Origin of the sequence: Caldicellulosiruptor naganoensis, assembly GCF_026914285.1 — a bacterium.
GTDB classification, from domain to species: Bacteria; Bacillota; Thermoanaerobacteria; order Caldicellulosiruptorales; family Caldicellulosiruptoraceae; genus Caldicellulosiruptor; species Caldicellulosiruptor naganoensis.
This window is the reverse complement of sequence record NZ_CP113864.1, coordinates 946,477-971,757: the sequence shown is the minus strand read 5'-3', so window position 1 is coordinate 971,757 and position 25,281 is coordinate 946,477. Positions and strand designations below refer to the sequence as shown.

At 35.8% G+C, this 25,281-nt stretch carries 22 protein-coding genes; 11 read left to right on the top strand and 11 right to left on the bottom strand.

All coding sequences use genetic code 11. The annotated features are described in order from the left end of the window. Positions 1 to 219: 219 nt before the first annotated feature. Both OTJ99_RS04460 and OTJ99_RS04455 read right to left on the bottom strand, forming a co-directional pair. Positions 220 to 1,500 (bottom strand): nucleotide sugar dehydrogenase, encoded by a 1,281-nt coding sequence (locus OTJ99_RS04460; RefSeq protein WP_045165069.1) that lies wholly within the window; start codon positions 1,498 to 1,500, stop codon positions 220 to 222. Further along, on the bottom strand, positions 1,493 to 2,659 hold the full coding sequence (locus tag OTJ99_RS04455) for a glycosyltransferase (RefSeq protein ID WP_045165070.1): 1,167 nt from the start codon (positions 2,657 to 2,659) through the stop codon (positions 1,493 to 1,495). The genes OTJ99_RS04460 and OTJ99_RS04455 overlap by 8 nt, the downstream gene beginning before the upstream one ends. A gap of 154 nt (positions 2,660 to 2,813) precedes the next feature. Between OTJ99_RS04455 and OTJ99_RS04450 the strand changes: the two genes are divergently transcribed. The 5 genes from OTJ99_RS04450 (at position 2,814) to OTJ99_RS04430 (ending at position 8,345) form a co-directional block, all read left to right on the top strand. Then, positions 2,814 to 3,332, top strand: a complete 519-nt coding sequence (locus tag OTJ99_RS04450; protein ID WP_045165071.1) for a DUF4330 domain-containing protein — start codon at positions 2,814 to 2,816, stop codon at positions 3,330 to 3,332. Positions 3,333 to 3,344: 12 nt separating this feature from the next. Continuing rightward, entirely contained in the window at positions 3,345 to 3,854 is a 510-nt protein-coding gene (locus OTJ99_RS04445) for a hypothetical protein (protein WP_045165072.1), read from the top strand. A 28-nt stretch (positions 3,855 to 3,882) separates the two neighbouring features. Continuing rightward, positions 3,883 to 5,256 carry an O-antigen ligase family protein gene (locus OTJ99_RS04440; protein ID WP_045165073.1) on the top strand — a complete coding sequence of 458 codons (1,374 nt, stop codon included), beginning with the start codon at positions 3,883 to 3,885 and terminating at the stop codon, positions 5,254 to 5,256. Between the two features lie 17 nt (positions 5,257 to 5,273). Beyond that, positions 5,274 to 7,031 carry an Rqc2 family fibronectin-binding protein gene (locus tag OTJ99_RS04435; protein ID WP_045165074.1) on the top strand — a complete coding sequence of 586 codons (1,758 nt, stop codon included), beginning with the start codon at positions 5,274 to 5,276 and terminating at the stop codon, positions 7,029 to 7,031. A 66-nt stretch (positions 7,032 to 7,097) separates the two neighbouring features. Further along, on the top strand, positions 7,098 to 8,345 hold the full coding sequence (locus OTJ99_RS04430) for a 6-phosphofructokinase (RefSeq protein ID WP_045165075.1): 1,248 nt from the start codon (positions 7,098 to 7,100) through the stop codon (positions 8,343 to 8,345). A gap of 75 nt (positions 8,346 to 8,420) precedes the next feature. On the opposite strand, the gene OTJ99_RS04425 is transcribed toward OTJ99_RS04430, so the two are convergent. From OTJ99_RS04425 to OTJ99_RS04410, 4 genes are read right to left on the bottom strand one after another with little or no spacing between them, the layout of a single operon-like run. Then, positions 8,421 to 10,913 carry an ATP-dependent Clp protease ATP-binding subunit gene (locus OTJ99_RS04425; protein ID WP_045165076.1) on the bottom strand — a complete coding sequence of 831 codons (2,493 nt, stop codon included), beginning with the start codon at positions 10,911 to 10,913 and terminating at the stop codon, positions 8,421 to 8,423. A gap of 15 nt (positions 10,914 to 10,928) precedes the next feature. Continuing rightward, positions 10,929 to 11,915 (bottom strand): protein arginine kinase, encoded by a 987-nt coding sequence (locus OTJ99_RS04420; RefSeq protein WP_045165077.1) that lies wholly within the window; start codon positions 11,913 to 11,915, stop codon positions 10,929 to 10,931. Positions 11,916 to 11,923: 8 nt separating this feature from the next. Then, a complete protein-coding gene (locus tag OTJ99_RS04415; protein ID WP_045165078.1) occupies positions 11,924 to 12,436 on the bottom strand; it encodes a UvrB/UvrC motif-containing protein in 513 nt (170 codons plus the stop codon). Positions 12,437 to 12,480: 44 nt separating this feature from the next. Continuing rightward, on the bottom strand, positions 12,481 to 12,939 hold the full coding sequence (locus OTJ99_RS04410) for a CtsR family transcriptional regulator (protein ID WP_045165079.1): 459 nt from the start codon (positions 12,937 to 12,939) through the stop codon (positions 12,481 to 12,483). Positions 12,940 to 13,108: 169 nt separating this feature from the next. Here OTJ99_RS04410 and OTJ99_RS04405 point away from each other — a divergent pair, with 169 nt between their 5' ends. Further along, positions 13,109 to 14,029, top strand: coding sequence for a polysaccharide deacetylase family protein (locus OTJ99_RS04405; protein ID WP_052671490.1), 921 nt, complete (start codon positions 13,109 to 13,111; stop codon positions 14,027 to 14,029). Positions 14,030 to 14,070: 41 nt separating this feature from the next. On the opposite strand, the gene OTJ99_RS04400 is transcribed toward OTJ99_RS04405, so the two are convergent. Further along, positions 14,071 to 14,367: a zinc-ribbon domain containing protein gene (locus OTJ99_RS04400; protein ID WP_045165080.1), complete on the bottom strand. Its 297-nt coding sequence runs from the start codon at positions 14,365 to 14,367 to the stop codon at positions 14,071 to 14,073. Between the two features lie 125 nt (positions 14,368 to 14,492). Then, positions 14,493 to 16,574 carry an elongation factor G gene (fusA, locus tag OTJ99_RS04395; protein WP_045165081.1) on the bottom strand — a complete coding sequence of 694 codons (2,082 nt, stop codon included), beginning with the start codon at positions 16,572 to 16,574 and terminating at the stop codon, positions 14,493 to 14,495. A 258-nt stretch (positions 16,575 to 16,832) separates the two neighbouring features. Here fusA and OTJ99_RS04390 point away from each other — a divergent pair, with 258 nt between their 5' ends. Beyond that, the gene (locus OTJ99_RS04390) at positions 16,833 to 17,885 is read left to right on the top strand and encodes an HD-GYP domain-containing protein (RefSeq protein WP_045165082.1); all 1,053 of its coding nucleotides are present in this window, start codon (positions 16,833 to 16,835) and stop codon (positions 17,883 to 17,885) included. Positions 17,886 to 17,908: 23 nt separating this feature from the next. Here OTJ99_RS04390 and tsaD read toward each other — a convergent pair whose 3' ends face one another. Beyond that, the gene (gene tsaD, locus OTJ99_RS04385; protein ID WP_045165083.1) at positions 17,909 to 18,919 is read right to left on the bottom strand and encodes a tRNA (adenosine(37)-N6)-threonylcarbamoyltransferase complex transferase subunit TsaD; all 1,011 of its coding nucleotides are present in this window, start codon (positions 18,917 to 18,919) and stop codon (positions 17,909 to 17,911) included. Between the two features lie 143 nt (positions 18,920 to 19,062). On the opposite strand from tsaD, the gene uppP reads away from it, so the two are divergent. Further along, a complete protein-coding gene (gene uppP, locus OTJ99_RS04380) occupies positions 19,063 to 19,857 on the top strand; it encodes an undecaprenyl-diphosphatase UppP (protein WP_045165084.1) in 795 nt (264 codons plus the stop codon). Positions 19,858 to 20,339: 482 nt separating this feature from the next. Here the strand turns inward: uppP and OTJ99_RS12470 are convergent, their stop codons facing one another. Next, positions 20,340 to 20,678, bottom strand: a complete 339-nt coding sequence (locus tag OTJ99_RS12470; protein ID WP_307188743.1) for a hypothetical protein — start codon at positions 20,676 to 20,678, stop codon at positions 20,340 to 20,342. 213 nt (positions 20,679 to 20,891) lie between these two features. Between OTJ99_RS12470 and OTJ99_RS04370 the strand changes: the two genes are divergently transcribed. The 3 genes from OTJ99_RS04370 to OTJ99_RS04360 are packed head-to-tail and all read left to right on the top strand — an operon-like array spanning position 20,892 to position 23,313. Continuing rightward, on the top strand, positions 20,892 to 21,518 hold the full coding sequence (locus tag OTJ99_RS04370; RefSeq protein ID WP_045165085.1) for a DedA family protein: 627 nt from the start codon (positions 20,892 to 20,894) through the stop codon (positions 21,516 to 21,518). A 54-nt stretch (positions 21,519 to 21,572) separates the two neighbouring features. Next, positions 21,573 to 22,778 carry an aspartate aminotransferase family protein gene (locus OTJ99_RS04365; protein ID WP_045165086.1) on the top strand — a complete coding sequence of 402 codons (1,206 nt, stop codon included), beginning with the start codon at positions 21,573 to 21,575 and terminating at the stop codon, positions 22,776 to 22,778. Beyond that, positions 22,756 to 23,313: a uracil-DNA glycosylase gene (locus OTJ99_RS04360; protein WP_045165087.1), complete on the top strand. Its 558-nt coding sequence runs from the start codon at positions 22,756 to 22,758 to the stop codon at positions 23,311 to 23,313. The genes OTJ99_RS04365 and OTJ99_RS04360 overlap by 23 nt, the downstream gene beginning before the upstream one ends. Positions 23,314 to 23,374: 61 nt before the next feature. Here the strand turns inward: OTJ99_RS04360 and OTJ99_RS04355 are convergent, their stop codons facing one another. Next, positions 23,375 to 25,105: an S-layer homology domain-containing protein gene (locus OTJ99_RS04355; RefSeq protein WP_045165088.1), complete on the bottom strand. Its 1,731-nt coding sequence runs from the start codon at positions 25,103 to 25,105 to the stop codon at positions 23,375 to 23,377. Positions 25,106 to 25,281 lie beyond the last annotated feature (176 nt).

Below are 25,281 nucleotides of genomic sequence, written 5' to 3'. Positions count from 1 at the left end.
GCCGGAGAGAAAGGCATTTCGCCTTCCACCGAAGATTTCCGGCTCTGCTTTTTCACAAAACTGACAATATTATAGCATATTAATATTAACATGTTCAAATTTTTTTGCTATAATCTTTTTTGCAAAACCCCCCAAATTTTATTTTGAAAGTCTATATCCAAATGGGGTCTTGGCAATTTTGCCAAGACCCCATTTTTCATTCTTGACAGCTATTTTAGGTTATATTTTCTCAAGAGTAAACCCTTTTTCTCTTGCCTGTTGCTGGGTAAACACATCTCTTGTGTCAATTACAATAGCTCTTTCTGGTGGGATGAACTCAAAAATCCTTTCAAAATCTATTCCATGTTGTCGTGCTAAAATAAGAACAACTTCAACTTCTTCTAAAGCTTCCCTCATGGTCTCTACCTTAAATTCATATTCCTTTTTTACTGCAGGATCAAACGCTTTTACTTCAACTCCACGTTGTCGTAAAATTTCAATGATCTCAAGTGCAGGACTGAGCCTGTCGTCAGAAGAATAATCTTTCATGGCAATCCCAAGCACAGCAACCTTCTTTTTAGCCCCATACTTTTCAATTGTCTTTATCACAAGGTCCGAGATATAGGCAGGAATTCCTTCGTTGAACATTCTTGCTGTCTTAGATAGTTTCAATTCCACCCCTATCTCTTCTGCCTTTGCATTTAAATAATAAAATGCATTTGGAATACAAAAACCACCTACACCCGGTCCAGGATAAAGAAGATTTACTCTTTTGTGTGTATTTGCAACTTTTATGACCTCAAAGATATCTAAGTTCATAGCTTTTGTAAATCTTTCAAACTCGTTTACCATAGCAATATTTATATCCCTTTGAAGATTCTCAATTACCTTTGCAGTCTCCACAACCTCAAAAGAAGATGCAATCACAACTTCTGCCTTGCAAATCACCTTTATCAAATCAATAGCTCTTTTTGTGCTAACCTCACAAAAACCAGCAAGTGCTGTCGGCATATTCTCAAATTCTTCAAAAGCTCTGCCCTCTGCAATCCTCTCAGATGCATAAGCTAAATAGAAGTCTTTGCCACATTTTAGGCCACTTTCTTCTAATATTGGCAGGAAAATGTTTCTTGTTGTACCTGGCACAACTGTGGATCTGAGTAAAATCAGTTGATTTTTTCTCAAGTTTTCCTTTATTTCTTTTGCACATGAAATCAAGTACTCATAGTACGGTTTCCCACCGTAAACTGGAATTGGCACAGTAACTATAATGTCATCACAAGCTTTCATTGCCTCTTTATAATCAAGCATTGGTACAAAATTCCCATTTTGTAGCTGATCTTTTAAAATTTCTTGGATTGTCTTTCCTTCATAGCTCTCTAAATGATGAGTTTTCCCTCTTTGTAGCTCACAAATTAACTCTGGATTGCTGTCAACCCCGTAAACCTTATAACCTTTCATTGCAAAAGAAAGGGCAAGTGGCAACCCTACATATCCAAGTCCAATTACACATACGCTATTCAATATATATCCCTTCCCTCTTTAGTATCTCAAGTATCTGGCTTACTCTACTATCCCATGAGGTAAGCCTTGCGTATTCTATTCTTTTCAATACCTTTTCATCTTTGCCTTCGTTGACCTCTGAAATTGCTTCTTCACACTTTTGCAATATCTCATCATAGTCTTTCCCAATATATACAACATCTGAAAACTCTTCAACCTGAGGCATTGAGGTTGAGACAATTGGCTTTCCAGTTGCTAAATACTCATAAAATTTCAATGGGCTGACATTTTCTGATAATTTATTAACTCTAAAGAGATTTAAACACACGTCAAATTGTGAAACATATTGAGGCAATATTTGATGGTCAACTCTTCCTAAGAGATAAACATTCTTGTATTTCTTTAGATTATCTACATTCACACCCGCTCCAACAGGACCAATCAGGACAAATGACCAATCTTTCCTTTTTGATGCTAAATACTCTATTAGCTGTATATCAATCCATGTGTGAATAACACCTACAAATCCAAAAATAGGATGAGGTATATTCTTCATGATATCTGGCACAGAAAGCCTTTGTGCTGCCTTGTTAAAATGCTCAAACTCTGCACCATTTGGTACAAGGTATGTTTTTGAATTTAGATTTTTGAGTTTATTGTAAAGCCCCACTGTTGTTGTGAAAACTACATTGCTTTTTTTTGCAAGCTCATCTTCCATTTCCTCAACAATCTGTTTATTAATGAAACCTTGAAACTCTGAATGCTTGTCTATACAGTCATATATTAAAAATTCGTATGGAAGGTATTCCAAAATATCCACTGTGTTAGGCATATACGTCCATATAATAGGTGACTTCAAACCAAAGTTTTGATAAATGACTTCTTGCACAAACCTTGCTATCATTTTTTGATTGAATTTGTTTATTGACCTTTTTTTGTTGTAAAAAGGCATAATTGGAGGTAGTGCAAAGACATATAGATTTTCTTTGATTCTTTTTGGAGACTTTCTAAACTTTGTCAAATATGGCCTCAAGCTTGGGTCTTTTAATGGTCCAATGTAAGTAACTGGTGGGTCCAAGTAAAATATTCTGCAGTTTTCAGGCATTCTCTTCATTATCTGTTGTTTTCGTGTAGGTATTGGATCCCATGGTGTTGTTGAAAAACAAATTATGTCAATCATCCTTTATCATCCTTAACTTCTAGCATTTTTATTACAGATTTTAAGATACAACATTTTCGACAGTACAGTCAACAAAAAATTATAAAATCTCTTGACCAACCAAAATGATTTGTAATACTATGGTTTTGATAAATCTTATGTGGAGGGGAAAATAATGAAGATTGTGGACCAAAAAGGAAAGCTATTTGGAATTATCAACATTGTAGACCTCATCTTAATTGTGCTGATTGTAACCATTGCATGGGTAGGGTTTGCAAAGATTTCTTCACATGGGAAGACTTCTGAAAATGCGGCACAGGATGAATTTGTGGAGATCAAGCATGGTGAAGCAATTATCAATGTAAAGATACCTCTCGTTGACCCTGTCATGGCTGGTTCTTTACACAAAAATGATTTTCTGGTAACTGGAAACACTTTGACAAAATCGTACATCCAAGATATTCAAATCAAAGATGGAGTATACGAAAGAACTTCATCAGACGGAAAAATTGTGGTTGCAAAACATCCATACAAAAAAGATGTCTATGTTACAATCTATGGCTATGTAACACTTGAAGGAGCTACCATAAAATTAGACAAGCAAATAGTGAGAGTTGGCAAAACTTTTTATGTCAAGACAAGGACCACCGAGCTTGTTGGAGTTGTAACTGGTGTTGAAATTGTAAAAGAATAGGGATGTGAAATAATGATAAGGGAAAGTGTAGCATACAAAATAGCAGTAGCCCTCTATAAATTCTTAAAAGAAGGTAGAATTTACGAGCTTGTATCAAAGCTTTTTTACTTTTCCCGATACTCTATAGTATTCGAATTTGTAAGAAAAGAGGCAAAGAAAAAATACATAAGTACATCTTTTTTCTTGATGGCTGCCAAAAACCTCTATGGTTTCTGTATTACAAAATCTTTCAATATACTTCAAAAGTTCAGAAGGTTTTGGACAAACAGCTTTTTGGTCAAGCTTCTTAAAAGTCAAATAATCCTTTTTAAAAAAAGACCTATTTTCATCTTCATCTTTTACATATTTGCATTCTACGTAGGTTTCTTCATTGGTGAAGTAATTAAAAATAGAATCTCCTTAGCTAAAGTCTTAATTCTATTTATCCTGATATTCTTGAATTTTTTAAGCTTTCAAGAAAACATCAGCAAATACACAAAAAACAGCTTTATCCTAAGATTTTTCCATGAAATCTTTTCTTAAAAAGAAACTTTGTTGAAAGGTGAAAAAAATGGTTGAAAGAAAAAGTTTGTACTATATGGCATTTTTGATTTTTATATTTGGGCTTATAGGTAGCTTGGTGTCGTTAAAAATTGCTATTTTAGCAGTAGGTTTATTTTTACTTGTACTAATTATATTTGAAGACCCATCAAAGCTCTTATATGGTGTTGTCCTTTATGCGTTTGTAGATTTTGTTTTTAGAAAGGCTGGAGTACTTTCCACTTTTGCATCCATATGGGATGAAGCCCTCTTTATATTAATTGTTTTTGCGTTTGTCCTAAAGTCCATCTTGACTAATAATCCTAAACTGAGAGTATCATCATTAGATGTATATATCATTGTTTTTTTAATGGTATGTATTTTTTTGCTGTTAAAAAACTCGCCAAACATGAGGATTGCAATTGAAGGGTTCAGGGTATATGTTGAATATGCCTTGTGGTTTTTTGCTGGTTTGAACCTGCTCAAAAACATCGCTCAATTCAAAAGATTTATTTCAGTTTATATTTTTATGATATTTTTAATATCTTTATACGGCATCTATCAGTATATAATCGGCGTCGAAATTCCATCAAGTTGGATTGATAGCAGTTACGAAACGTATATAAGAACAAGAGTTTTTTCAATTATTGGAAGTCCAAATGTTTTAGGAAGCCTACTTGCAATGTCTATACCTTTTGTTCTTCCATTTGCATTATATGAAAAAAGCATCCCAAAGAAGGTTTACTACTCAACAGTTTTAATCTCAATGATTGTCTGCCTTGGTTTTACATTTTCAAGAGGCGCTTGGCTTGCGTTTTTAGCTTCTATGCTTCTTTATGGATTTTTTGTTGACAAAAGGGTATTGGGTCTGCTGTTTGCAACAGTAGCTGCTGTGCCTATTTTTGCTCCTTCAATAATGATGAGAGTACTTTATATGCTAAGTAGCAAGTACGCCGAAAGCAGTGCAAGAGCTGGTAGAATTGCACGGTGGACAAAAGCTTTTGAGATTTTAAAAGAAAATCTACTGTTTGGTGTTGGTTTTGGAAGATTTGGAGGTGCTGTAGCAAAAAGAAACATAGCAGGTTCATTTTATGTTGACAACTTTTACCTCAAAAGTGCGGTTGAAATGGGAATTATTGGTGTTGTTGTTGTGATATTGGTGTTTGTGATGGGTTTGCTACTATCAGCAAGAGTAATAAAACACTTAAACTCAAAAGAACTTAAAAAAATAGGCACTGGAATTTTAATTGGTCTTGCGACCACTTTAATACACAATATTGTCGAAAATATCTTTGAGGTTCCAATGATGACAACATATTTTTGGCTGTTTTTAGGATTTTTGTTTGCTTTTGAGTATATTGATTCTGAAAATGACCTATTGGATGGAAAAGATAATTTATCTTGAGATGGGGGAAGCTAAGGATGCCATTTGACGGAATTGTTCTTTGTGCGCTAAAGAAAGAGTTAATGGATGAGCTTGTCGAAGGAAAGGTCGAAAGAATTTATCAGCCCAATCAGTTTGAAATAAATCTATATGTATACAAGCTTGGCAAGACAAAAAAACTAATAATCTCCGCAAACCCATCACTTCCAAGAATATATATTACAGAAAAGCAAAAGAAAAATCCTGAAGTTGCTCCAAACTTTTGTATGATTCTTCGCAAAAACCTTCTTGGATCAAAGATTACAAATATCTATCAAGAAGGTTTAGAGAGAATAATAAGAATAGAATTTGAAACAAGAAATGAACTCGGGGATATCGAAAAGAAATACATTGTATTTGAGATGATGGGAAGACATAGCAATATATTTTTAATAGATTCAAATCAGAAAATAATTGATGCAATAAAGAGGATGTCCTTTGAAAACTCTCCACGCATAATTCTACCTGGTGCAAAATATAACTTACCACCCGTTTTAACAAAGAAAAATCCTCTCGAGGTTACATTTGAAGAATTTTGTTCCTTTTTTGAAAATTCGAACAAAAGCCTTGAAAATATCCTCACAGACAATTTGTCAGGAATCAGCAAACAGTTCGCCAATGAAGTTTTGTTGCATGCACAAGTTTTTGAAGAAAATGTTGAAAAAAGTAATTTTATCAAAAGGATTTTTGAATCATTAAGAGAATTATTATATTGTATAGTAGAAAAAGGTGAAATTCTACCCACATTGTACACAGATAAAGGAAATGTAGTAGACTTTTACGTGATTGATTTGAAAAGCTATGCAAATTTTTCAAAAAGGTTTTTCCAAAACCTCAACAGCTGCGTTGAGGAATATTATTCCAGAAAAGAAGAATATACAATCTTTATTGAGAAAAAGCAACATCTCCAAAAGGTAATCGAGCAAAATTTGAAAAAGCTTAGTCAAAGGTATGAACAAAACCTGCAAAAAATAGACGAGGCAAAAAATGCTGATCTTTTCAAAAAATATGCAGACCTCATCTTGGCAAACTTGTATCAGGTAAAACCCTCTTCTAATGATTTTATCGAAGTTACGGACTACTACAGCGAGGATCTGTCACAAATTAGGATTCCAATTGAAAAGGACAAAGACCTTAAGCAGAACGCAGAAAGGTATTACAAACTATACAACAAGTTAAAGAAGGCTGAGGAATATGCTAAAAGTGAAATTTCAGAGATTGAGAGTGAACTTGAATTCTTGTCCAGCTTAGATGCTCTTCTTGAGAAAAGCACAGATATGGAGGACCTTTTGAGCATTGAAGAAGAATTAGAAAAAGAAGGATATATAAAAACCCAGATAGAGGCAAAGAAAAATGAAAAAAAGAAAGATACAAAAAAACCTAATCCTCACCATTTTGTCAGTTCAGATGGTTTTGACATCTATGTTGGAAGAAATAACATTCAAAACGATTATCTGACATTAAAATTTGCCTCAAACAATGACATCTGGCTTCATACCCAAAAAATCCCAGGCTCACATGTCATCATTAGAACAAACAACAAAGAAATACCTGAGAAGACTTTGATCGAAGCAGCCTGCTTAGCCGCATATTTTAGCAAAGCAAAACATTCAAGTAAGGTACCTGTCGACTACACATATATTAAGTACGTCAAAAAACCACCTAAATCAAAACCTGGATTTGTCATATATGATAATTTCAAAACCATCATCGTAGATTCTCCAACATCTATAGACAATTTTAAAAAAGTGGAATAAGAATATGGCTTCTATGGCTAACATTAAAATAAACTAAAAATTTAACTAAAGCGGGAGGGATTCAAAATCCCAAAAGAGGGAAATTGTGTGGTAGCTCAATCGGGAGGGCCAACTGCCGTTATCAACGCTTCGCTCTTAGGTGTTATTGAAGAAGCAATGAAGCAGCATCCAATAAGAGCCATTTACGGAGCAAAAAATGGAATAATTGGCCTTATTGACGAAGAACTGTATGATCTTAGAATGGAAGACCCTGAAGAGCTGAAGCTTTTAAAAACCACACCTTCATCAGCCTTGGGTTCTTGTCGATATCAGCTAAAGCCTTTTGAACATGATGAAAAGGACTATGTTAAGATTTTCAACGTTTTTGAAGCACACAATATAAGATATTTCTTCTACATTGGTGGCAATGACTCAATGGACACAGCTGACAAACTCGCACGTTATGCAAAAAAGATAGGTTATGATATATCTATCATAGGAATCCCAAAGACAATTGACAATGACTTAGTTATGACGGACCACTGCCCAGGGTTTGGGAGTGCTGCAAAGTACATTGCAACATCTGTAATGGAGATAGCAAGAGACGCAGTGGTATATCCAACAAACATTGTCACAATAATTGAGGTAATGGGAAGAAATGCAGGCTGGCTTGCCGCAGCATCAGCACTTGCTTCAAGAGATATCGGTGCGCCTGACCTTATTTACTTGCCTGAGGTGCCATTTTCTGTTGATAAGTTTTTAGATGATGTTAGAAACATTCACAAAAAGACCGGAAAGATTACTATTGTGGTGTCAGAGGGTATTAAAGACAAAGAAGGAAAGTATATTGCTGATATGAGTCACAAGTTTGGAATAGATGCATTTGGGCATGTACAGCTTGGTGGTGCGGCGTTTGCCCTTGAGAACATTATCCGTGAAGAGGTAGAAAAGAGAGTAAAATCTATTCAATTCAATGTTCTGCAGCGAAGTGCTGCTCATATCATGTCAAAGGTTGATGTTGAAGAAGCGTACATGGTTGGAAGAATGGCTGTAAAATACGCAGTTGAAGGTGCAAGCGGATACATGGTTGCTATAAAGCGCGACAGTGACAGTCCATATTCCAGTTCAACAGAGCTTGTTGAACTGAGCAAGGTAGCAAATGCTGAAAAACTTGTGCCTATTGCATGGATTTCCCATGATGGAAACTATGTAAAAGATGAAATTCTCAATTACATCCAGCCCCTCATTGAAGGTGAAGTTGAGATCAAATTTGAAAAAGGACTGCCACGTTACGCAAAGCTCAGAAAGATAATGGTACCAAAGAAGGTTGTTTAAATAAAAGTAGTCATAAAATAAATGGGTGCAACCTCGAGAATATCTGAGAGGTGCACCCATTTTTTAATTAACTTACTATTTAGCCTGCTCAGTCTGAGCAGCTTCAGAGCTGCCACTTTTCTCTTTTTTGATTATTACAGTCTTGTCATTGACATAATCAACAATGAACTCATCACCCTGCTTTATCTGCCCTTCTAAAATAGCTTCTGAGATTTTGTCCTCTACCATGCTCTGGATAGCTCTTTTGAGCGGTCTTGCGCCAAATATTGGGTCAAATCCTTTTTTAGCAATTGCTTCGACCAGTGCAGAAGTAAATTCTGCATAATATTGGCTTGACTTTATTCTTTCTTTTAAATTGTTAAGTAAGATTTCAACTATCTTTTTGACATCTTCTTCGTCTAATGGATGGAACACTATAATTTCGTCTATTCTGTTCAAAAACTCTGGCCTAAATGTCTTTTTGAGCTCATTCATAACACTTTCCTTTATCTGCTCATATGTTCTTTGTTTTTCGTCCTCGGATGTTGAAAAACCTAACTTCTTCGGATTTGTAATAAGGTTTGCACCAATGTTTGATGTCATGATAATCACAGTGTTTCTAAAGCTCACAGTTCTTCCCTGGGAGTCTGTAAGTCTTCCATCATCAAGTATCTGCAAAAGTAGATTAAAAACATCTGGATGAGCTTTTTCTATTTCATCAAACAGCACAACAGAATATGGTCTTCTTCTGACCTTTTCTGTCAGCTGGCCACCTTCTTCATACCCGACATAGCCTGGAGGCGAACCGATGAGCTTTGACACATTGAACTTTTCCATATACTCCGACATGTCGATTCTTATCATAGCATCTTCTGTTCCAAACAATGCCTCTGCCAACGCCCTGGCAAGTTCTGTCTTACCAACACCAGTTGGACCCAAGAAGATAAACGAACCAATTGGTCTTTTCGGGTCTTTCAGCCCAACTCTTCCACGTCTTATAGCTCTTGCAACAGCTCTTACAGCTTCATCTTGACCAACAACTCGTTTGTGCAAGACCTCTTCTAATTTCAAAAGCCGCTGGGATTCATCTTCGGTAAGTTTATTAACAGGAATACCTGTCCAGCTTGAAACAATGTATGCAATATCGTTTTCTGTAACAATAGGCTGAGCTTTTTGCTGGTCGTTTGTCCAAGAATTTTTAATCTTTTCAAGCTCTTGACGAAGTTTCATAATCTCGTCTCTTATTTTGGCTGCTTTCTCATATTCTTGAAGTCTGATAGCTTCCTCTTTTTCTTTCTCCAGCTTTTCAATCTTTTCTTCATATTCTTTCACATGAGGTGGAAGTGTATACATTTGAAGTCGTACCCTTGATGCAGCTTCGTCAATCAAGTCAATAGCCTTGTCTGGCAAGTACCTGTCTGTAATATACTTTGTAGAAAGTTCAACAGCTGCCTTTATAGCCTCATCTGTTATCTTAACACCATGATGAGCCTCATACTTATCTCGAAGGCCTTTTAGAATTTGTATTGTTTCTTCTGGTGTTGGCTCACCAACTAAAATTGGCTGGAACCTTCGCTCCAGTGCAGCATCCTTTTCTATGTGTTTTCTGTACTCATCAAGAGTTGTTGCACCAATGACCTGAATTTCACCGCGTGCAAGAGCAGGTTTTAAGATGTTTGACGCATCAATTGCACCCTCCGCTGCACCAGCACCAATTATTGTGTGCATTTCATCTATAAAGAGAATGACATTCCCTGCTTTCCTGACCTCTTCCATCGCCTTCTTGAGTCTTTCTTCAAACTCGCCTCTGAACTTTGAACCAGCAACCATTGCAGAAAGGTCCAAAGCAACAACCCTTTTATTTCTCAAAAGCTCTGGAACATTCCCCTCAACAATCTTTTGCGCAAGCCCTTCAACTATAGCTGTTTTACCAACACCAGGCTCTCCAATCAAACACGGATTGTTCTTTGTTCTTCTTGACAGAATCTGGATGACCCTTTCAATTTCTTTTTCTCGTCCAATAACAGGATCAATTTTCCCCTCAAGCGCAAGTTGTGTTAAATCTCTGCTAAATTGGTTCAAAGTAGGTGTGTTTTGAGTCTGAAAGTTTATCTGCTGTTGTGGAGACACTCCACCCATGTTTTTTGCATCCTCGTTCAAAAGCTTCATGATTTCTTCGAAAAGCTTTTGAGGGTCCACACCCAAATCCATCAAAATTCTTACAGCAACACTTTCACCCTCGCGCATAATGGCAAGCAAAAGGTGTTCTGTGCTTATATATGTGCTGCCAAGTCTTCGTGCTTCCATAAACGCTATCTCAAATACCCTTTTTGTCCTTGGTGTAAAGCCGGTCGGTGGTTGTGGAAGCTGATAATCACCCCTGCCTATTAGCTCTTCTATCTCGTCTATCACTTTCTCTTCTGTAACACCTTGGCTTTGCAGAACTCTTGCTGCAATTCCACCACCTTCACGAATAAGACCAAGAAGTAAATGTTCAGTACCCACATAATTATGACCAAGCTCGGCAGCAGCCTGCTGCGCAAGCATTATCGCCTTTTCTGCTCTTTCTGTAAATCTTCCTTGGAACATTTTTTAAAACCTCCTTTAGTCTAAAATTTTTCTTATAAGCTCTGCTCTTTTTATGTCCCTTTCCTCGGGTGTCATTTCCCTTCCAAAATAGTCTTGTATCATAGCTGGTTGAATCAAGTTAAGAAGCACATCTATCTTATCTATTGTAACCTCTTTTATAATACCCATACTGATGCCCATTCTCACATCTGAAATTAATTTTAGTGCCTCATTTGAAGAAATATTTCTTGCATATTTTAAAATACCGTAAGACCTATATACTTTGTCTTCAATAAATGACCTATTTTCACTCAAAAGCTTTAGCCGTGCTTGGCGTTCTTGCTCAATTATCTGGTTTGTGATTGAAACAACATTCGCTATAATGTCTTCTTCAGGCTGTCCCAATGTAATTTGGTTTGAAATTTGATAGAGATTGCCTACAACCTCGCTCCCTTCACCATAAAAACCTCTTACGGCAATCCCCAGTTTTGTGATTGTCTCAATAATTTCCTTCATATAGCCAAGAAGAGTAAGTGCCGGAAGATGTAGCATGAAAGACGCCCTCAGTCCCGTCCCAACATTGGTAGGGCATGAGGTAAGATATCCCCATGTTTCGTCATAAGCATAAGGTAGATGCCCTTCTAAAAAGTCATCAATTCTGTTTGCATCTTCCCAAGCCCTCTGGATGTTTTGTCCCCTATACAACACCTGGATTCTCAAATGGTCTTCTTCGTTTATCATTATACTTATGTTTTCATTCTGGTCTATCGCAACAGCACTTTTTATTTTTGCCGAAACCAATGCAGGTGAGATTAGATGTTTCTCGATTAGAACCTGCCTTTTTAAAAAAGGTAATTTTTTAATCTCATAAAAGTCAAACTTATATTGCTTATTCTTGGAAATTACATCTCTTACCCTTTCTATTACAAGACCAGCATCATAATCGTTCATCTTTATGGTAAATGGAACATCTGAAAGATTCCGAGCAAGTCGAATTCTACTTGTAACAACAACATCATCCATTTTAAAAATCACTCCCGAGAAAGTTTCTTTTCAAGTTCTCTAATTTTGTCTCTAATTTCTGCAGCCCTTTCAAACTCCTCATTTTTTATGGCTATATTTAACTCTATCTTAAGCTTGTCAATTTCTCTTTTGATTGCAATATTCTCTCCCATCTTAGTAGGAATCTTCCCAACATGCTTTGTATTGCCATGGATTCTTCTGAAAATTGGATAGAGCTTTTCTGAAAAAGAGTTATAGCACATTGCACAGCCAAATCTACCGCTGCGTTTGAACTCTTCAAAGGTCATGCCACAACCTCTGCATGTAATTTGCATCTCAAAAGAAGGCTTTATCATTTGTGGTCCAAAAGCTGGCTCTAAAATTCCTGCTAAAAAGTTAGTAACAGAAAACGGCGCGTCAAACTCAATTGTCCCTTTTTGTTTTGCACACACCTCACAAAGATGCATCTCAGTTTTAACACCATTAATAATTTGAGTGTAGTGGACAGTTGCTGGACGCTTGCCACAATTTTCACACATCATTATAAAACTCACCGTCCTTTACAAAAACCTCTTCTTTATAAATATTACCCATTCACAAGAGAAATTATCATAGCCTTCAAGATCAGCATTCTTAAAGTATCTTTAAGAGGTTGATTTACAGGTAGAGACTTGTCATTCAGTGCTGCCTTCATTAAATTTGCCTCTCTTTGGTTTATAACGCCGTTTTCTAATAAGCACTCAACAATTTCATTTGCTTGGTGCTGAGTAACAGGCGAATTTATGTTATTGAGAATATTCTCAAGCAGGTTTGAACTATTTTCAAACTTTATCTTAACTATGCGAATTGAACCGCCACCGCCGCGTTTGCTTTCTATATAATACCCTCTATCAATGGTAAAGCGTGTTGAAAGAACATAGTTTATCTGCGACGGTGCACAGTTGAAAAAGTTTGCAAGTTCATTTCGCTGAATTTCAACTTCACCATCTTTTTTTTCAATTAGTTGCTTTATGAATTCCTCAATGATATCAGATAGCCTTGGCATATAAACCTCCCCCGCCTCAAAACTATACTGACTTTGACTATCTTTGACTTTGCAATTATATTCTAATATATTTCTCAATAAAATGTCAAGATATCTCATATTGTTAAGGTGTGATAAATATATTATAATGTTTTGTATAAAATACCTCAAAGAAGGGACCATCAGGCAGTTGAAAGTAAAAAAGTTCTTAGCAATAATTTTATTCTTCTTCATTGCTTTTTTAATAGTAAAAGTTGTTGCCATCAAAACTGAGCAAATACTTACACATATAATTTTAAACGGTCAGCAATGTCTTACCAAAGAAGCCAAATCCTCTTCTATTATTATATCAAAAAACCCGCAAAGAGTGATTAGCTTAACAAAGCCCTCGCAAAAAAATATAGAAACTGTTCCTAAAGCGGTTTACCCTGATGACAAATCATCCAATCCGATAAATCAGAAAAAAGACAGACCAAACACTAAAAAGATTGTATACCTTACAATAGACGACGGTCCATCGTATGAGACACCAAAGATACTTGAGATTTTAGAAAAGGAAAATATAAAAGCAACCTTTTTTGTGGTTGGATACAACTGCACAAAATATACAAACTTCCTCAAGCTAATCTCTCAAAAAGGACATTTGATTGGAAATCACTCATATTCACACAATTATAAGCTTATCTATAAAAGCTTCAAAAACTTTGTTGAGGATTTTAACAAGGCTCAGGATGTGATTTATAAGATCACAGGTAGAAAGCCCAAATATTATAGATTCCCTGGCGGGTCCTTAAATAGGGTATCGTCTCAAATAAAAGAGTTTCTTGACAAAAACAAGATAACCTACATTGATTGGAATGCTATAACTGGCGATTCAGCAAAAAATCATCAAAAACTTACCTACAAGGAGATAATTAAGATGACTTTTTCTACAACAAAGAACAAGAATGAGATAGTCTTGCTCATGCATGACAGCCCTACAAAGAAAAACGTCATTGAAGCTCTACCTTATATAATCAAGGAACTTAAAAACCAAGGATATGTATTTGAAACAGTAGACAAAATGCCAAAACCTTTGCAATTTAAAACAAAAGCCGCATCTTCCCACTGATGCGGCTTATTTAGCCCCATTTTATTTTAACCTGCAGCCATTTACCTTGTTGCTCTTACCTTAGCAAAGCAATCACTGCAGTATATGGGTCTGTCATTTCTTGGCTTGAACGGAACCTTCGTCTCTTTTCCACATGCGCTGCAAACTGCATCGTAAAGTTCACGTCTTCTTTCCTGTCTTGAATCTCTTCTTTGCATAGCCTTTCTCTGGTCTCTACACTCTTTGCACCTTGTAGGTTCGTTCTTGAACCCTTTTTGTGCGTAGAATTCTTGTTCACCTGCTGTGAACACAAACTCTCTTCCGCAATCTTTGCAAACCAATACCTTGTCTTGATACATTCTAAAATTCCCCTCACTTCATGGATTTAGATTTTTCCGACGTCTATTGTTCACTCTGAACAACCAACGTCCCTTTAATTATAACCTCATTTTCTCAATTTGTAAATAGCAAATTAAAAAATTTTTTACTTTTCTTCCTCGGTCATTTGAGCCTTTGCTGCCTCAATTACTTTCTGCGCAATGTGGCTCGGCACTTCTTCATATCTCACAAATTCCATTGTAAATGACCCTCTTCCCTGGGTCATTGACCTGAGGTCTGTTGCATACTTGAACATCTCAGCAAGCGGCACCTCTGCCTCTATCATTTCCATGTTTTTATCAACTGGCTCCATGCCCAAAACCCTGCCTCTTCGCCTGTTCAGATCACCCATTATGTCTCCTGTGTAGCTTTCTGGAACAATGACCTTGACATTCATGATAGGCTCAAGAAGCACTGGGTTTGCCTGTGCCAAGCCTTTCTTGTACGCAAGAGAGGTCGCAACCTTGAAGGCAAGCTCTGAGGAGTCAACAGGGTGATATGACCCATCAACAAGCGTTGCCTTGAGATTCATCACTGGGTAGCCTGCCAGAACACCTTTCTTAATACACTCTCTCAATCCTTTTTCAACAGCCGGGATATATTGTTTTGGCACAGCCCCGCCAAAGATCTTCTCTTCGAATACTAAATCTTCACTGTCGCTCGGTTCAAATTCAATAAACACATGACCATACTGACCATGCCCACCTGTTTGCTTTTTGTATTTTCCTTCACTCTTTACCTTCTTTTTGATAGTTTCTCTATATGGTACCTTAGGGTCTGAAAGGACAACTGACACACCAAATTTATTTTTTAATTTGTTTACAATAACATCAATGTGAAGCTCACCAATACCGTATATTATATTCTGTCCTGTTTCGTTGTTCTTTTCGATCTTAAAAGTCAAATCCTCTTCCATTAACCTGTGAAGTCCATTTGAAATTTTCTCTTCATCACCTTTTGCTTTCGGTTCAATTGCAAGCATAAGCCAAGGACGTGGGAATTCAATTGTCTCAACCTGTAATGGTCGCGACGGGTCACATAAAGTGTTATTGGTAAGAGTAGATTGAAGCTTTGTTACAACCCCTATGTCACCTGCTTTGAGCTCTGGAACTGGAATTTGTTTTTTGCCTCTTATAATAAAAAGCTGAGAAACCTTTTCTTGTCTTTCAGATGTGGTGTTATAAAGAGTCATATCTGGTCTTAAGGTCCCACTTATAACCTTAAGAAATGTAATTCTGCCAACAAAGGGGTCAGCAACTGTTTTGAATACAAAAGCACAAACTGGAAAGTTAACATCTGGTTTTAATAGAGTTTCACTACTGTTTTTTGTATCTTTGACCTTGTAATGTTTTTCCTGGGAGGAAGGTAGGATCTTTATAATCGCATCCAAAAGCTCTTTAACGCCCAAATTCTTAGAAGCAGCACCGCACATGACAGGAAATACCGACCTTGAACTTACTCCTAATTTTAACCCTCTGTAAATTTCATCTATTGAAATCTCCTCGCCAGTAAAGTACTTTTCCATAAGTTCTTCATCATTCTCTACAGCAGCTTCTATCAAACTATTTCTAATCTCTTCAACTTTATCACTCAGCCCGCTCGGAATAGGAACTTCCTTTGTGGAGTTGTTCTCATACACATATGCTTTTTTAGAGATGATATCTACAAAGCCTGCAAACTTACCATTTTCTACGATGGGATACTGAATTGGAATTGCCTTAGAAGTTAGGACATCATTAATTTTTCTTAACACCTTATCAAAGTCAGCATTCTCTTCATCCATTTTATTTACAAAAATCAAAACTGGCAGTTTTTTGGTCTCTGCCAACTCCCACCCTTTTTCTGTTCCAACTTGAACACCTGTTTTTGCACCAACTACCAAGATTGCAGCATCTGCCACATGGACAGCTTCACAAACCTCACCCACAAAGTCAAAATAACCAGGGGTGTCAAGGATGTTTATTTTATAATCTCCCCACTCAAGCGGCTCAACAGTCATTGAGATAGAAATTCGTCTTTTTATCTCCTCAGGGTCAAAATCAGAAGTAGTAGTACCCTCCTCTATCTTCCCTATCCTGTCAATACACTTTGCATTAAAAAGCATACTATCTGTCAAAATTGTTTTTCCATCCCCCCCGTGTCCAAGCAAAACCACATTTTTTATATACTGTGGAGCATATTCTTTCATATTACATTCCTCCTTGATTTGGAGTATCTTAAAGCTAAAGAATATTAATAAAAATATTCTACACAAAAAATGAAAATCCTTTTAAAACTTGACATCTTTTTAGACATTCTCGAAAAATTTTAGAGTTTTTAAACAAATCAAACTTCATGAGATTATATAAAAACACTGTTGATTTAATAAAAGTATTCCTTATAGAATTTTAATTAGTAACATCTTGCTTCACATTAGCAAAATCACTGAAAAAAGGAGCAGCTTGAAATGAAAAAAGTTAAAATCGACCAATTGCAAGAGGGTATGAAACTTGCAAGGGATGTACTTACTGAAAATGGCAAACTTTTACTGCCTGAAGGTTTTATTATAAAACCCTCATTTATCGAGAAATTAAGAGAATACAATATTGACAGTGTTTATGTGGAAGATGAAATAGTTAAAGATTATGTAAAGGAAGAGGTTATCTATCATGAAACATTTGTAGCAATTCAAGATTTAATGCTCTCGGCAAAAGCAGGTGAAGTTGTTGACCCTTTTGTGGCTCGCGAAATTGTCAATGACATCGTTGCTGAGATAATCAAAGAAGAGGATGTATTTTTGAAGATCGTGGGGTTCAGGGATATTGATAATTATACATATTTCCATTCGGTAGATGTTAGTATCTTTTCTGCAATAATAGGAAAGCTTTTGGGATTTGATAGAAAAAAGATAGAAGACTTAGCTTTGGCAGCACTTCTTCATGATTTTGGCAAAATGAAAATTCCTCATGAAATTTTAAATAAACCAGCAAAACTTACAGATGAAGAATTTGAAGAGATGAAAAAGCACACAATCTATGGATATCAAATAGTTAAAAACATGGAAGGAATTTCAGAAGAGATTGCAGAAGTAGCACTTTTGCATCATGAAAGGCTTGATGGGTCGGGCTATCCTCTAAAACTAAAAGGTAATAGGATTCCCATTTTTGCAAGAATTGTAGCAGTTGCAGATGTGTATGATGCTCTCACTGCTGATAGAGTTTATAAAAAGAAGATTGTACCTACAAAGGCTGCTGATTATCTTTTAAAATATGCAGGAGTTCAGTTTGACAAAGAAATTGTTCAAAGGTTTTTAAAGATGGTAGTAAAATACCCTGTCGGATGTTTTGTCATTCTGAATACAGGCGAAATTGCAATTGTATACGAAGAAAATCCATTTAATAAGACAAGACCCATTGTCAAAGTGGTTTCTCGAAAAGAGGGTCCTCCTGTACTTACTCCATATTATATTGACCTTGCTCAGGACCAAAAGAGAGAAATCATTGATGTTATAAACTATTAAATAATACAACAGCCTTGCGAATTTTACTCTTTTTTGCTCACAAGACTGATATAAGGTACCGCATTTGTATTGTAACTTGAGGTGTGTCCTTTTATCAATTTAAAATATCCAGCTGACGCTATCATTGCTGCGTTGTCTGTACAGTATTTAAAATCAGGGACATAAAGCTGTATATGATGCTGCATACATTTTTTTGAAAGTTCTTCTCTGAGTTTTGAGTTAGCTGCAACCCCACCTGCAATGGCGATTTTTTTTATATTTGTCTCAAGAGAGAGTTTTACTGTTTTTTCTACCAAGGTATCCACAACTGCCTTTTGGAAGGATGCTGCTATGTCTTCAATCCTAAACTCCTCACCCCGCTGTTGTAGCACATGTACATGGTTTATAACAGCAGATTTTAAACCACTAAAACTAAAATTGTACTCATCAACATCAGCTGAAGGATATTTATATTTTTGTTCATCTCCCCGTTTTGCTGCCTTATCTATCGCCGGTCCCCCTGGGTACCCCAAACCTAAATATCTTGCTACTTTATCAAATGCCTCACCTGCTGCATCATCTCTTGTCTTTCCAACAACCTCATATCTGTCAAAGTCTTCTAAAATAATTAGATTTGTATGCCCGCCTGAGACAACCAAAACTATCAAAGGTGGCTTGAGGTCAGGATAGGTAATGAAATTAGCGTATATATGTCCTTCTATATGATTTATGGCAACAAAAGGTATCTTTTTGGCATATGAAAGAGCTTTGGCAAACGAAAGTCCAACAAGAAGAGAACCAACAAGCCCAGGTCCATATGTTGCTGCAATAGCATCTATTTTATCAATCTCTATATTTGCCTCTTTTAAAGCCATGTCAGCTACATACGAAATCTTCTCAACATGTTTTCTTGATGCTATCTCGGGAACAACTCCACCAAATTGATTGTGAATCTCAACCTGAGAATATACAATGTTTGAGAGAACCTCTCTGCCATCTTTTACAATGGCTGCTGCTGTCTCATCACACGATGTTTCAATGCCGAGTACAAGCATTTTTAATTTGCATCTCCTTTTGAATAGTCTTTTGAAATTAGCCATTTTATTATATCAAATTTTTAACACTTTTTTAATAAACTCAAGCCACTCTTTTGGTATAATATAAGAGTCTATTAAAACTTTCAAAGGAGGCGTGGCTTTTGAGCACTTTTCAAGCAATCTTTTTGGGAGCTTTACAAGGCCTTGGTGAGTTTTTGCCAATTTCAAGCTCTGCTCACCTTATCATTTTCCCTTGGTTTTTTGGATGGAAGGAGCAGCCGCTCGCGTTCGACGTAGCACTGCACTTAGGTACGCTTTTGGCTGTGCTTGTGTACTTTTGGAGAGATTACGTTGAGATTATAGTAAAAGGTTTAACAGAACCAAAATCAGAAAAAGGAAAACTTTTTTGGTTTATAGTCATCGCTACAATCCCCGGAGCGCTTTTTGGATATTTTCTGGAAGACATTGTAGAGAATGTGTTTAGAAAACAATACCTTTTAATTGCCATTGTACTTGCTCTCTTTGGTTTTATTCTGTATTATGTCGATAAAACTGCTAAAAATAGAATAACCATTTCAAACATGAATATACTCCATGCAATACTGATTGGAATCTCTCAGGCATTTGCTCTTTTTCCGGGAATATCTCGTTCAGGCATTACAATGACAACAGGACTTTTGCTGGGACTTAAAAAAGAAGCTGCTGCAAAGTTTTCCTTTTTGATGTCGGCACCAATCATCTTTGGAGCTGGGGCTGTGTCGCTTTTGAAAAATATACATGACGTTGCAAACCAGCTCTCAAGCTTTGCAATAGGATTTTTTACATCAGCAGTTGTTGGTTTTCTGGCTATACACTTCTTGCTTGAAATTGTGAAAAAAAGTGGATTTAAGATATTTGCTTACTATAGATTTGTACTTGCAAGCATCATTTTGGTTGTCTTTCTTCTGAGAATGTAGACAGAAACATTATCACAATTACTCCAATGCCAATGTAGCCCATGAAAGAATACAGGCTTCTCAATAAGTTTTTAAAATCATTAAGACCAAACAACAAAGCAGCAAAAATTGTAATCAACTGAACTTTTAGATTTTTTATTGAATAACAAAGTCCAATATAGTTTGCTAAAACTGTTGTAAGTATTTCTAAAAATGTACACAGAATGAGAATTCTCCTTAATAGATGGCTTTCAGTAACTTTTAAAAGGGGCATTTGAGAATTTTGAGAAGAAGAATTGGAAAGTATGATCGTGTTTATAAGGCTCAAGAGAATAAAGACCAAAATAGAAGCAATTAAAACTCCAATTTTGAGTTTTCTCTTGTGGGGTCTACTTTTAAACTGATATATTACAGGAAATGCTAAAAGTGAATTGTACGTAGCATATAAAATGGGAGACAATATATTCAAATAAAAAGAGTTGCTAAAAGTGCCTCTGAGTATATTAAACTTTACTGCTGCTTTTTTTTGAAAAGGTTTCTTTTAAGAAAGCTATAATTATTGTACCAAACAGCATACTTACAACTATCTTATTCACCTTTATAATTGAAGTAAATCCTTGTTTGTAGATTGCAATGCTCAAAACAAAGCACACAACTGTAAATAGATATTTGTTTATTCCTAAAAACTCTAACCCAAGCTGTCCAAAGGCTGAAAACATTACAATCAAACTTATAAATGAAAACAGAAGGATATATACTTTCAATATTTTATTCACAATACCATTTTCAAAAGTAGTATTTGAAAAATACAGCAAAATCAAAAATATCAGGATCGATGACAAACCAATATACCAAATGCTTATACATTTGTACTGAGAAAAAAATACAGAACTTCCTGACCCGTTGAAAAGCCAGCACCAATGATAGAGCCAAGGATTGTTGATGCAATTGCAAAAATCTGTGCCATGGTTATATTTTCTTACCTTATTTTCAAATTATAATGTATTATGTTCTTTGGATTAATATGAATACAAAACTACTGGAGGAAAAAGGAAATGGAAGTTCTAAAACAAATCTTTGTTTCAATTGCTGAATATTTATCACAATTTGGATATTTAGGAATATTTATTGGTATGACTCTTGAGTCTGCATGCATTCCTATTCCTTCTGAGATAATCTTACCGCTTGGAGGATATTTGGTTTACAAAGGTATTGGGAATATATTTTCTATGAGTTTAGTCGCAACACTCGGAGGCTATGCAGGCTCTGTAATTGTATACCTAATAGGATATTATGGTGGTCGACCCTTTATCCTAAAATATGGTAAATACTTTTTTATCTCAAAACACGACTTTGAAAGAGCAGAAAAATTCTTTCAAAAAAGAGGAGAGATTACAATATTCATAAGCCGTCTTTTGCCAGTAATAAGGACGTTTATCTCACTTCCTGCTGGAATTGCAAGGATGAATTTTGTTAAATTTTCTGTGTATACAATCTTAGGTTCGTTTCCCTGGTCTTTAGTATTTGTATACCTTGGCAAAAAGCTTGGAGACAACTGGAGAATAATTGAAGAGCACCTAAAAGGCTTAGACTATTTTATTTTGGCCATTTTGATAATTGCTATTTTAGCATACGTAATTATCAAGTTAATACGGTCTAAAAAGAGGGTTGATGTTGAATAAATATTAATATTTGGTGTATAATTATAAAAAATTTGATTGGTGAGGTAGGAAAATATGAAGATAGATGAGATTATTTCTTATGATAAACAGTACTATGTAAATGTTTTTGGAGACAGAATTCCAATTGCCTTTGAAAAAGGAGAAGGCTGTATACTTTATGATACAGAAGACAGAGAATATCTCGACTTTATCTCTGGAATTTCTGTGTGCAATTTAGGTCATAGTCATCCGAAATTTGTTGCAGCCCTGAAAGACCAAATTGAAAAATTAATACACACATCAAGCCTTTTTTATATAGAAAATCAGACTCTTTTGGCTAAAAAACTTTGTGAAATTTCACCTTTTGACAAGGTATTCTTCTGCAATTCAGGTGCTGAGGCAAATGAAGCTGCTATAAAGCTTGCAAGAAATTATTTTTATAAAAAAGGAAGTAATCGATATAAAATTATAACACTTACAAACTCATTTCATGGAAGAACTTTAGCAACAACTGCTGCAACAGGACAAAAGAAGTATCAAAAACCATTTGAACCAATGCCAGAAGGATTTTTGAATGTTGAAGCTGATATTGAGAAAATAAGAAGTGCAATAGATGACAAGACAGCAGCTATTATGATTGAGCTTGTGCAGGCGGAAGGCGGAATCAAGGTTCTTGAAAAAGAATTTGTAAAAGAAATTTATACTCTATGCAAGGAAAATGATATGCTTTTTATAATCGATGAAGTACAAACCGGAATTGGACGATGTGGAACTCTATTTTGTTTTGAACAGTATGACATTGTGCCAGATATAATAACACTTGCAAAGGGACTGGGAAATGGTGTTCCAATTGGTGCAATGCTTTGCAAAAAAGAGGTTGCAAGCTTTGAACCTGGTGAGCACGGTTCTACATTTGGCGGGAATCTTTTAGCAACAAGAGCAGCTTTAGAGGTATTGAAGATAATTGAAGAAGAAAATATAATCGATAATGTAAAGAATATGGGAGAGTATTTAAAACAAAAGCTTTGGGAATTAAAAGAGTCTTTCAAATCAATTGTAGATGTCCGTGGTTTAGGGCTATTGATTGGAGTGGAATTTTCTTTCCCTGTTAAAGATATGGTAAAAGAGCTTGCATTAAATGGGCTTTTGACAAGCAGTTGCGGTGGGGGTAATGTTGTAAGGTTTGCCCCGCCTTTGATTGTTCAAAAAGAACATATTGACAGAGCGATAGAAATCTTCAAAGAAGTGGTGAAAAGGTATGACAACATGGGAAGAGCTTGAAAGAAGCTGTCTTTCTTGCACAAAATGCCCAATTTCAAAGGACAGGACAAATGTTGTAATTGGAGATGGCAATAAAAACGCAAAGCTAATGTTTATTGGCGAAGCACCGGGTGAAGAAGAAGACAAACAAGGTAAGCCGTTTGTTGGAAGAGCAGGAAAGCTTCTTGATCTTGCGCTGGATGCTCTTGAACTTTCACGTGAAAATGATTTTTATATATGCAACATCCTGAAGTGTCGACCACCCAACAATCGTGTACCTACAGAGTATGAGGCACAAAATTGTTTACCATTTTTACGGGCGCAAGTAAAACTTGTGCAGCCCAGAATAATAGTCTGTCTTGGCGCAACTGCGATGAAGTATATCCTTGGTAGAAATCTTAAAATCACCCAAGACAGAGGTAAGTGGTTTCAAAGAGGAGAGTTTCACATTATGGCTACATACCATCCAGCAGCACTTTTAAGAGACCCGGGCAAGAGAGAGGATTTTTACAAGGATTTGAAAAGTGTAAAGGAAAGGCTGGAGAAAATAAAATAGTTGCCAGAAAAAAGTATAAATGAGGGGCAAACCACTTTTTGTGGAATGCCCCTTTAGCTTCTTATGGTATCTTTATTCTAATTACATTGCCGCCCACTATTCTATCTGAGTAGATTGCATAAACTGTGAAGTAATAGTAATGTCCTCTCTTGAGTTCCTTATATTCCCCATTGATCAAATACTTATCTTTTGCTTTGACATTTATTGAAGTAATGTTCTTATCTGATATTGTTGCCAGCAAACCGTCTTTATAGAAGTCAGGTGATGAGTTTGTATCAGATACAACAACTCTGTACCCCTGAAGCTTATCGTTGTCTATTTTGTCCCATCTTAAGTTGATATACGACTGTCCCCACCATCTTACTGTTTTTGCCTGCAACTTTGGTCTTAACTTTGCAATCTCTAAATTGGAGTAATAAATGGCCTTGATGCTATTCCCAGGGATAAGTCTATCTTGATACTGAGCTGTCACACTAAAATAATATTCCTCACCATCTTTTAAATACTCACCAAAATCTCCACCTTTGTAAGGAATTGTGTTGTTAATAACAATCTGAGTTGTATTTTTGTCATTTATAAAGACAAGATAACCGTTGTCTGGATACTTTGGTTCCTTTTTCTTTTTTGATATAACCACCCAGTATCCGACAAGCCGCGAATCATCTATCTTTTGCCAGCTTAATACAAATTTATTGTCTTTATATTCATACTTAACAGATGGTTTTTCGTAATAATTTGGTATTGAGGGTATCTTCATTCTTACAGCATTTCCTTTTACATAAACATTACCTTCGTAAATTGCTGTTATACTGAAATAGTAGTCTTCTCCGCCCTTAAGATATGACCCAAAGTCACCGCCGTTATATTTTGAATTCACACCTATTTCAACATACGTTGCATCTCTATTACTAAGTTTTTTTAGATAACCATCCTGCGGATATGCAGGTTGGCTGTTGTTTTTTGATATGACAACAGCATATCCTTTCAACCTTTTATCATTTATTCTATTCCAGACAAGTACAACCTTATCGCCTTTTGTATATGCACCGACATTTGGTATTGTATAGCTGTTTGGTTGTGTAGAGCTTGTAGAAGAATTGTCATCATAAGTAACCTTTTCTTCACTTGTTCGAGTATTAACTACATTGAATAATAATACTGCTGCCTGTGCGCGTGTTAGAATTCCTTGCGGGTCAAACTTGAGCTGATTTGAATTTGGAACAGGACTTCCCACCATAATACCTTTTGCGATGGCAATTGCAACATACTTTGTAAGGTTCTTTGATATCTGGTCTTTGTCAATGTAATTGTTCAAAATATTCATGTCAACATTTTCATTTTGAAGCCCCTTTGCCTTAACAAGCGCAACCGCCATATCTTCTCTAACTGCATAATCCGACGGTTTAAAATAGTCACCGTTAGAACTTCTAAAACCAGTCAAATAATATTTAGCAGTTTCAACATAAGGGTATGCCCAGTGGTCTTTTGGAACATCTTTAAATGAAGGGTTATCTGTTACCTTGATTGGAAGGTTTAATGCTACCACCATTATTCTTGCAAATTCAGCACGTGTTACAGGATTGTCTGGTCTGAAAGTATTGTCTGGATAGCCCGTAATAATTCCTCTTTCAACCATAAACTTTACAGCATTATAAGCCCAGTGATCTTGCGGTAAATCTGAAAAAATAGGACTTGATGCGCCTTGCGCAAAAGCAATTGAAGAAAAAATTTGTAGAATAGCAAAAACCAACATCACACATATCAGCAATAGACGTTTTTTAAATACTTTCATCCTCCTCTGAACCCCTTTCTTAAATTAATTTTGCTTATGATACTTCCATTATAACCATAATTTTTATAATTTATATTATCAAATGATTACGAAATTGTGTAATTCATTTCTAACCTTATTTTTGATTGATTTACCAACTAAATTTTGCGATAATTTTAATATAGCGATTTTCTCAA